At 37.3% G+C, this 9,515-nt stretch carries 11 protein-coding genes; all 11 read left to right on the top strand.

The genetic code is table 11. The features are described 5' to 3' along the window. Positions 1 to 164 precede the first annotated feature (164 nt). A complete protein-coding gene (locus AC1DOS_RS14900) occupies positions 165 to 1,493 on the top strand; it encodes an NfeD family protein (RefSeq protein WP_477538130.1) in 1,329 nt (442 codons plus the stop codon). A gap of 2 nt (positions 1,494 to 1,495) precedes the next feature. After that, positions 1,496 to 2,506, top strand: a complete 1,011-nt coding sequence (gene floA, locus AC1DOS_RS14905) for a flotillin-like protein FloA (protein WP_477538131.1) — start codon at positions 1,496 to 1,498, stop codon at positions 2,504 to 2,506. A 36-nt stretch (positions 2,507 to 2,542) separates the two neighbouring features. Continuing rightward, on the top strand, positions 2,543 to 2,986 hold the full coding sequence (locus tag AC1DOS_RS14910; protein ID WP_477538132.1) for a hypothetical protein: 444 nt from the start codon (positions 2,543 to 2,545) through the stop codon (positions 2,984 to 2,986). Between the two features lie 51 nt (positions 2,987 to 3,037). Beyond that, on the top strand, positions 3,038 to 3,280 hold the full coding sequence (locus AC1DOS_RS14915) for a hypothetical protein (protein WP_108586207.1): 243 nt from the start codon (positions 3,038 to 3,040) through the stop codon (positions 3,278 to 3,280). Continuing rightward, the gene (locus AC1DOS_RS14920) at positions 3,280 to 4,398 is read left to right on the top strand and encodes a sporulation protein YqfD (RefSeq protein WP_477538133.1); all 1,119 of its coding nucleotides are present in this window, start codon (positions 3,280 to 3,282) and stop codon (positions 4,396 to 4,398) included. Before AC1DOS_RS14915 ends, AC1DOS_RS14920 begins: the two co-directional genes overlap by 1 nt. 2 nt (positions 4,399 to 4,400) lie before the next feature. Then, entirely contained in the window at positions 4,401 to 5,363 is a 963-nt protein-coding gene (locus tag AC1DOS_RS14925) for a PhoH family protein (protein WP_477538134.1), read from the top strand. A gap of 211 nt (positions 5,364 to 5,574) precedes the next feature. Continuing rightward, positions 5,575 to 7,659: an HD family phosphohydrolase gene (locus AC1DOS_RS14930; protein WP_477538138.1), complete on the top strand. Its 2,085-nt coding sequence runs from the start codon at positions 5,575 to 5,577 to the stop codon at positions 7,657 to 7,659. 12 nt (positions 7,660 to 7,671) lie between these two features. After that, positions 7,672 to 8,160, top strand: coding sequence for an rRNA maturation RNase YbeY (gene ybeY / locus AC1DOS_RS14935; RefSeq protein ID WP_477538135.1), 489 nt, complete (start codon positions 7,672 to 7,674; stop codon positions 8,158 to 8,160). Beyond that, complete coding sequence (locus AC1DOS_RS14940) at positions 8,147 to 8,512, top strand: diacylglycerol kinase family protein (protein ID WP_108586211.1); 366 nt, start codon at positions 8,147 to 8,149, stop codon at positions 8,510 to 8,512. The genes ybeY and AC1DOS_RS14940 overlap by 14 nt, the downstream gene beginning before the upstream one ends. A 12-nt stretch (positions 8,513 to 8,524) precedes the next feature. Next, a complete protein-coding gene (locus tag AC1DOS_RS14945; RefSeq protein WP_477538136.1) occupies positions 8,525 to 8,935 on the top strand; it encodes a cytidine deaminase in 411 nt (136 codons plus the stop codon). Then, on the top strand, positions 8,919 to 9,515 hold a 597-nt coding region (gene era, locus AC1DOS_RS14950; protein ID WP_477538137.1), incomplete at its 3' end, for a GTPase Era. The genes AC1DOS_RS14945 and era, both read left to right, overlap by 17 nt.

The raw sequence follows: 9,515 nt of genomic DNA on the forward strand, positions 1-9,515 counted from the left end.
TTACATAAACGACCAAATATAACAATCTTCGCTAATTTCCACGTTTTTTCCTCGATTTTCGCTATGTAAATAATCATATTAATTCAACTTATTATGAAACTTTTTATCTAGTCATCCGTAGATACTAATGAAAGCCGATTTKTMAAATAGATAAGGAGGACGTTATGAAGTGGACACGGGTTATTAGTGGCTATTTATTGCTCTTAATTGCTGTTTTATTAGTCTTGCCAAGCTTGCCCATTAGTGCCAGTTCGTCAGAAGTTTACCGTATCCCAGTTAAAAATGAAGTTGAAAAAGGATTATATGCCTTCTTGCAACGAGCTTTTGAAGAAGCGGAAGCAGCGGGAGCTGAGGTCGTTATTTTAGATATCGACACGCCTGGTGGGTTTGTAGATACTGCAGGTGATATCGGGAAGCTAATGGATGATACTCCATTAACCACAATTGCTTTTATTAATAATGATGCCTTATCTGCTGGTGCWTTTATTGCACTACATGCTGATGAAATTTATATGGTGCCGAGTGGACGTATCGGAGCAGCTGCAGTTATTGATGGTGCAGGAAATGCGGCAGAAGATAAAGCTGTAAGCGCTTGGTCTACAGCAATGATAACAGCAGCTGAGTCATCTAATCGCAATCCTGACTATGCCCTTGCCATGGCAGATAAATCAGTAGATTTACCTGAGTACCGTGCCCCAGAAGGGAAACTGTTAACTTTATCAGCTAACGAAGCGTTAAAAGTGGGGTATTCAGAGGGAACTGTTGCATCTTTCGAAGAATTAATCACAAAATTAGATCTTTCGGAGGCGAAAGTCACTTCATTAAATGAAACGTTTGCAGAAAAAGTGGCGCGCTTTGTGACAAATCCTATTATCGTACCTATTCTATTGTCCATCGCCAGTTTAGGGCTAATTGTCGAGCTGTACTCTCCTGGTTTCGGGGTAGCTGGCACAATGGGGTTATCTGCCCTTGGATTCTTCTTCTTTGGTCATTTGGTGGCAGGGCTTGCTGGGTATGAATCGATTATTCTCTTTATGATCGGTGTGGCATTCATTATCGCCGAACTTTTCCTACCAGGGGCAATTGCAGGTATAATAGGTTTAGCGTTAATTATTGGTAGTATACTTCTTGCGGGAGGCAATGTGGTTCATATGGGAATATCCGTATTAATCGCGTTAATCGTCGCAATTGTAGGAATGGTGATTATCATGAAATTCTTTGGAAAGAATATCAAGTTTTTTGACAAGATAATTTTGACTGATGCAACCGATACAGAACATGGTTATGTATCAAACGTCAACCGTTATGAATTAGTAGGCAGGATAGCGGTAAGCATGACACCTCTTCGTCCTTCGGGAACGATTATGTTAGATGGTGAACGAATTGATGCAGTCACTGAAGGTGGCTATATTGATTCGAAAAAAGCAGTAAAGATTATTAAAGTTGAAGGCTCTCGTACAGTCGTACGTGAGGTCAAAGAAGGGGAGGAATAAACATGATCGAAGGTATTACAGGAACCACAATTGGTGTTGTAGTTGCCATTATTGCCGCATTTATTCTATTGTCGATTTTCTTTACGTTTGTACCAATCGCATTATGGATATCTGCAGTAGCAGCTGGAGTGAGAATTAGCATATTTACATTAGTGGGGATGAGACTACGTCGTGTTATTCCATCACGTATCGTTAACCCATTAATTAAAGCACATAAAGCAGGTATTACAGTTACAAATAATCAACTAGAAAGTCACTATTTAGCTGGTGGTAATGTTGACCGCGTTGTAAATGCATTAATTGCGGCTCACAGAGCAAATATTGATCTACCATTTGAACGTGCAGCAGCAATTGATTTAGCTGGCCGTGATGTATTAGAAGCTGTCCAAATGTCAGTTAACCCTAAGGTGATAGAAACGCCTTTTATCGCGGGTGTTGCAATGAATGGTATTGAAGTAAAAGCAAAAGCACGTATTACGGTTCGTGCAAATATTGATCGTTTAGTCGGTGGAGCTGGGGAAGAAACAATCGTAGCTCGTGTTGGTGAAGGGATTATATCAACAATCGGTTCTAGTGAAAATCATAAAAGAGTACTAGAAAACCCAGATATGATTTCTCAGACTGTTTTATCAAAAGGTCTTGATTCGGGTACTGCTTTTGAAATCTTATCGATCGATATCGCCGATGTGGATATAGGTAAAAACATTGGTGCGGAACTACAAACGGAGCAAGCCGAAGCAGATAAGAAAATTGCACAAGCAAAAGCTGAAGAACGTCGTGCAATGGCTGTAGCAACTGAACAAGAAAATGTTGCTAAAGTTCAAGAAATGCGTGCAAAAGTAGTTGGTGCAGAAGCTGAAATTCCACTTGCTATGGCAGAAGCATTGCGTGAAGGTAATATTGGTGTAATGGATTATATGAATTACAAAAATCTTCAAGCTGATACAAGTATGCGTGATTCGATTAGTAAAATCGGTGGCGATAAATCAAAGACTGATCTAACGAAAGATTAATCCGGATCAGGAAGCCCTTGAAGGAGGGAGTTAACAGTGGAAGTTATCATTATTGCGATTATTGGATTTATCATTAGTGCGATTTCTAAACGTAAAAATCCAGATGATGGTGGCGGAAAAACAAAGCCTTTCTTGCCAAATCAGACAAATCAACGATCGACAAAAAAACTCGAAGATTACGCTAAAGAAATTTACGGCGATGTTCAAAAGCAAATTTCTGAAAGACAGGCACCACGAACAAACACAAAACCTGATGCTATTAGTCAAATGGAACAAGTAAAAAATTTACCGTCAGACCAGCCGATGACTGATAATCAACGAGCTGCAAGACGTCCAGGAAGACTTTCAGCGCATCAATCAGCTGATTTTGTTCGCAATAAGTCAACTGATCCAATTAATCTTGTACCAACAACGGAAGATCAATTGCGACAAGCGATTATTTTCTCGGAGATTCTAGCACCTCCAAAATCTAAACGATAACTCATGACCTTCTCTCAATCAGCATATGCTGATTGTAAGGAGGTCTTTTATTTGTTAAACAATCATCTTCAACTGACTCCATTTATACATATTGACAACTTTGATAACATCCGTGTTAATGGACCTTTTGAATTAATACAATTAAGTCCCCATTTATGTCAACTTAGTGGAAATGGATATACGCTGACGATTGAATCAATAGACACAGTTATTAATTCCATGAATGTAGAAGAAATTACGATAAAGGTCCGCAACTTGAAACGACTTGAGCTGCGGAAAATGGATATGGATTGATGGTCAAAAACGGACGAAAAATCACTTGCCAAATTAAGACTCATGATCGGTTATATCCATTTCTTCATTCACTCAAAGAAAACAAAGTTTACATAATAAAATTATCCACTACAAAATCAAGTGCTACGTTTACCATCTATGAAAAAGATTTATCAATTGTTCGTAAAATTCGAAAACAATATAAGTTGCCGATTCATATTACAAGACCCGATACAGATCAAATCATCCAATTTCAATGGAGTATGCTTTTGGGGTTATTCGGATTTATTATCATTCCATATATCTGTTCTTTATTCTTGTGGCAAATTTCAATTGATGATTTTTCTGATGAAAGGCAGGTTAGACTTGAACAGGAACTACATGATTTAAAAGTTGATGAAAAAAAATTGCTGACTAGTTTGGTTAGCGATGCGAAAATAAGACAAGTATTATTAGCAAATAACCACGATCTTTCCTGGATTCATATTAAAAGGACTGGCTCTAAACTGAATATTACTTCTGTTCCAGCTCCTATCATCTTTCGAGAACCAACCGATAATAAGGTTCCTTCAAATTTAGTAGCACTAAGAAGAGGTGTTATCACACATTATGATCTTCGCTCTGGCGAACGTGTAGCGCCACTTCACTCAACCGTGAAAAATGGAGATATGTTGGTAACTGGGGTATTGAAACAAGGAAAGAAATATTTGCTTGTCGGAGCAGAAGGCAAAGTGTTTGCCGATTTTTGGTACGAAACTTCTTTTGAATTACCAACTAAGATTGTTTACGACAAATTCATATCAGAAGAAGTGAAAATACTTCAAGTTTCATCACCATGGAAAAAGTTTAAAAAAGAACCAAGTAAAGACCATTTTATCGAGTTATGTAAAAGCGTTTTTGAAATCGAGCATCAAACCATTGTTGAAAAAGTAACAGTTAAAGTAACTGAACAATGGATTGAAGAAGCATTTATGCCAATGCTAAGATTGAGAACTGCTTCTGGATTGTCGCCAAAAGGGAAAATTAAGGATGAAAAGATTTTACACATGACGTGGACAAATGATACAGTAAAAGGGAAAGTATTGTACTATGTGAACGATAACATCGCAGGTAAAAGACCTATTCATCAAGGAGACTGAGTATGCAGGAAGAACAATTGACGGAATTACATGTTCAAGACCCAAATGAAGCCATCTTACTGCTCGGAATTTCAGATGGTAATATGAAATTGATTGAACAAGAGTTAGGCGTTCAAGTCATCACCAGAGGCGAATCAATTCGTCTTGTTGGAGAATTAGAAAAAACTGCAACTGCAAAAATATTAATTGAACAACTATTAAAAGTCATTCGAAAAGGTATTAATATTAACCAAAGAGATGTTAGTACAGCTTTAGAAATGAATAGCGCTGGAACTATAGAATATTTTGCTGAACTATATGATGAAGAAATTGCAAGGAATGTAAAAGGTAAAGCCATTCGTGCCAAAACAATAGGCCAACGAGAATATATTCAAGCTATGCGTCACAAAGATTTAGTCTTTTGTATAGGTCCTGCAGGTACAGGTAAAACATATTTAGCTGTAGTGTTAGCAACACAAGCATTAAAAAATGGTCATGTGAAACGAATCATATTAACTCGACCCGCTGTGGAAGCAGGGGAGAGTTTGGGCTTCCTACCAGGAGACTTGAAAGAAAAAGTAGATCCTTACTTACGCCCATTATATGATGCACTTCATGATGTACTGGGGACTGAGCAGACAGCTCGTTTTTTAGAAAGAGGAACAATTGAAATTGCGCCTCTTGCCTATATGCGTGGCCGTACATTAGATGACGCGTTTGTCATTTTAGACGAAGCTCAAAATTCGACTAAAGCTCAAATGAAAATGTTTTTAACTCGCTTAGGCTTTGGATCTAAAATGGTCATCACCGGAGATAAAACTCAAATCGATTTACCTCCGCGTATTGAATCTGGTCTAAAAGTGGCTGAGAAAATTTTGCTTAATGTCAGTGGCATACACTTTCAAATGCTCGAGCAAGGGGACGTTGTCCGACACCCGCTCGTTGCAAAAATTATTCAAGCATATGAGGAACAGCAGTCTGAATAAGGCTGCTGTTTTTTTTTATATTTAATGTAAGGTAGTTTGAAAATATTACTCTATTATATAGTGTCGTTTATCATCTTCTTGAGTTACCCATTTCACCTAATTTATTGCGCAATTCTTGAATGTTTTACAATATACGGTGTAATGATTGAAAATTCTTGATATGATAAGAGGTAGAAGATGGGGTGATGCAGTGAATAGCTGGTTTAGAAAAATGCAGTCACTAGTGGGCTACCGAACTTTTACTTATTTAACGATTGTGATAACAGGATTACTCCTATTCTTACTCCTTATTAATGATGTGCGTCCCGAAAAATATGACATCAAACAGTTTGACTTATCACAAGATACTATTCGTTCAGTGAAAACTGTGGAGGACCCTGTTAAGACGGAAGAAGAACGTGTTCGAGCTGCTTCTGAAGTCACGAGTGTCTATCAATTCTCAGAAGAAATTGGGAAAAATCGTGCCGCAATCGTCACTTCCGTTTTTGATTATGTATTGGAAGTGAAAACAGAGGCAGATGAAGAAAAGTTTCCAATCGAAGAACAAGTAAATATGTTGAAGAAAAACTTACTTGTCCTTGAAGAAGAAGGGGAAGGTATTCGTTTTTCAGATGATGCACTTCTGACATTACTAGGTGCAGATAGTACTATTTTAACCAGTTTACGAGACTCGATTACAACCTCTATTCGAGATATCATGAGTAAGCCAATTCGTTCTGAACAAGTAGCATCTGCAAAAAACGAAATAGAAAAACGAATTCGAAGCAATTCAGCTATCCCTGGGAGTATCTTACCTACTGCCGTGTTAATCGGTCGGTATGGTATTAATGAAAATGAAACGTTAAATGAAGAGTTAACAGAAGCAAGAATTGCTCAAGCTAGAGAAAGTATTGAACCAACCAAGATACTGCAAGGACAAGTAATCGTTCAAGAAGGTCAAGTAATTGATCGAGAAGTGTATCGACAACTTGGAGTAGTTGGTATGTTAACTAATCAATCTTCATTAAAACCTATTTTTGGATTAATCCTTTTTATCGGGCTTTGTATGTGGCTCGTATTTATGCAAGTATCAAAATGGAGAACAGATAAAGATGAGAGACAATCTGCGTTAACGGTAGTAATGCTCATATTAATTCTTTCTGTCGTAGGCATGAAATTAATAAATTTAGTGTCTGGTAATTTTGATGTCTCCATTGCGTTCTTATTTCCAACTGCCCTAGCACCCATGCTCGTCCGTTCCTTAATTAATGAACGCTTTGCCATATTAACAGCATTTTTAACTGCTGCTGTAGCAGGTATTGTTTTCCAAGAAGGATATTCTGTTGTATTTCAAATGGAAATCACCCTATATCTCCTGTTTGGTGGATTGGCAGGCTTATATGTCATTCAAGGCGCTGAAAAACGGTCGCACTTGTTACAAACGAGTATGAGTGTCGTTGGTGTTAATGTTGCGTTCATGTCATTTTATTTACTTATGACTCAGTCAGACTACGGAGTAAGTGAACTTCTCTTTTATGGCATTGCTGCAGTCACATCTGGTTTATTATCAGGTGCACTGACGATTGGTTTATTACCTTTCTTTGAATCTGCTTTTGGGTTGATATCTGCCATGAAGCTTATTGAACTTTCAAATCCAAATCATCCTTTATTGAAAAAAATCTTAACGGAAACGCCAGGAACTTACCATCATAGTGTTATGGTTGCTAATTTAGCAGACGCAGCCTGTGAATCTATTGGTGCAGATGGATTACTTGCACGTGTGGGTTGTTATTATCACGATATTGGCAAAACCAAACGACCAGGATTTTTTATCGAGAATCAAATGAGTCATACAAACCCTCATGATTCCTTGCCTCCTGAAACAAGTCGAGATATTATATTATCTCATGGCAATGACGGTGCAAAATTACTACAAAAGTATAAAATGCCGAAAGAAATTATTGATATTGCTCAACAACATCACGGAACTTCTTTATTGAAATATTTTTATCACAAGGCAAAAGAGGATGGGAAATTAGTAAAAGAAGAAGAATATCGGTATGCAGGACCAAAACCACAAAAGAAAGAAACAGCCATCATTGCTATTGCTGATAGCGTTGAAGCTGCGGTAAGATCTATGAAACAGCCAACAGCAGAGAAAATAAAAGAGATTGTCCAATCAATCACCAAAGATAAATTACACGATGGTCAGTTCGATGAATGTGATTTAACGTTAAAAGAGCTCAAAACAGTCGAACGTGTTTTGTGTGAAACGTTGAATGGTATCTTCCATTCTCGGATTGAATACCCACAATAAAGGAGAATTTTTATGTACTTAACTTTGGATTTAAACGATGAAACGCAGTCTTTATCAACTGGAAATTTACATTTAATTGAAAAAATGTTGCACCATGCTGCAGAAGCTGAAGGAATTGAAGCGGGTAGCGAATTGTCAGTAACTTTTGTTAATAATGAAGAAATTCAGCAAATAAACAATGAATACAGAGGAAAGAATGTACCTACGGATGTAATTTCATTTGCAATGGAAGAACTCGGGGAAGGCGAAATTGCCATTAACGTAGAAGGTGCACCACGTATGCTTGGGGATATCATTATTTCCGTCGAACGGGCAAAAGAACAAGCAGTAGATTATGGACATAGTGAAGAGAGAGAATTAGGTTTTCTCGCTATTCACGGTTTCTTACATTTACTAGGCTATGACCATATGGAAGAAGAAGATGAAAAAGAAATGACTGAAAAACAAGAGGCAATTCTGCAATCTTTTGGATTGAGACGTGAACAGGATGAAAAACAATAATTTTTTTGAATCGTTTAAGTATGCTTATGAAGGAATGATTCACGCAAGTAAGGGAGAACGGAATTTTCGTTTCCACTTATTTGCAGCTTTTATTGTAATGATCGCTGGGATTTTCAGTGGTATTTCAATGAATGAATGGATTATTTTAATTTTATGTATTTCAGGAATGTTAAGCTTAGAATTAATCAATTCTGCTTTAGAACGAGTAGTTGATTTAGCATCACCTGAAATACATGATTTCGCTAAGCAAGCAAAGGATATGGGTGCTGCTGCAGTTCTTGTATTTGCCTGTGCAAGTGCTATAATCGGAATACTCATCTTTTTACCTAAGTGGATGGAAATATTTAATTGAGGTGTTTGAATAGTGGAAAAGATACAATTAATGGAAGAATCTAAAATCGCACGCGAAAATGCGTACGTACCATATTCGAAATTTAAAGTTGGCGCTGCTTTATTGACGAAAGAAGGAAAAGTTTATCACGGTTGTAATATTGAAAATGCAGCTTATAGCATGACAAACTGTGCAGAGCGTACAGCGATGTTTAAAGCGGTTTCTGAAGGCGAACGTAACTTTTCTTCACTTGCAGTTGTAGCAGACACAGATGGCCCAGTGTCGCCTTGTGGAGCTTGCCGTCAAGTAATTGCAGAGTTTTGTGAACCAAACATGCCTGTTTATTTAATCAATTTAAAAGGAGATGTACAGGAAACGACAGTTGCCCAACTGTTACCTGGTGCATTTTCTCCGGAGGATTTAGCCTATGCTGGAAGCAAATAAAGGATACAAATCAGGATTTATTTCAATCATTGGTCGTCCTAATGCTGGTAAATCAACGTTCTTAAATAAAGTGATTGGACAAAAAATTGCGATTATGAGTGATAAACCGCAAACCACAAGAAATAAAGTTCAAGGTGTTTTAACGACAGATAAACAGCAAATTATTTTTATCGATACACCAGGGATTAATGAGCCTAGACATAAACTAGGCGACTTTATGTTGAAAGTGGCTAAAAACACACTACGTGAAGTGGATGCCATTTTATTGATGGTGGATTCTGTAGATCGAATTGGGAAACAAGATCGATATATTTTAGAGATGTTAAAAGGGAATGAAACTCCTGTATTTTTAGTGATGAATAAAATTGATTTAATTCATCCGGATAAATTATTGAGTGTCACGGAAGCTTTCCGCAAAGAATACGATTTTGCAGACGTTATCCCAATCTCCGCTTTAGAAGGAATTAATATCGATGGGTTACTTGAAGTGTTAACAAAACATTTGCCAGAAGGACCTCAATATTACCCTGCTGATCAAGTAACAGATCATCCTGAACGTTTTATCATTTCGGAATTAATT

The sequence above is a fragment of the Paenisporosarcina sp. P5_A11 genome (assembly GCF_056400705.1).